The 339-nt window shown below is 61.1% G+C and carries 1 pseudogene; it reads left to right on the forward strand.

Features of this window, described 5'->3' with window-relative positions:
* A pseudogene (locus L692_RS32695) lies at positions 1 to 339 on the forward strand (penicillin-binding protein); the annotation flags it as partial.

Consider the following 339-nt stretch of genomic DNA (forward strand, 5'->3'; position numbering starts at 1 on the left):
ATCCGGATCAGGGAGTCGAGAGCGATCCTTCCAATACCGTATCGGTGCTGATCGAGGGAGCCGAACCATCGCCTGAACCGTCGCCTTCGGTCGATCCGGGGCTGCCTACGGCTACGCCTGAGGGTGGCGGCATTCCGGTTGAACCGGGATCGAATAATGGGAATGGAAACGGTAATGGCAATGGCAATGGGAATGGGAATGGGAATGGTAATGGCGGCGGCCAAGGGAATGGCAACGGAAATGGCAACGGCAACGGCAACCCGGGCGAAGGGGGAGTTCCGGCACTTCCGAGCCCGTCTCCGGTTCCATCGCCTTCGCCGTCCTCAAGTCCCGTGGACG

This window comes from Paenibacillus forsythiae T98, from assembly GCF_000520735.1.
Classification (GTDB): Bacteria; Bacillota; Bacilli; order Paenibacillales; family Paenibacillaceae; genus Paenibacillus_AQ; species Paenibacillus_AQ forsythiae.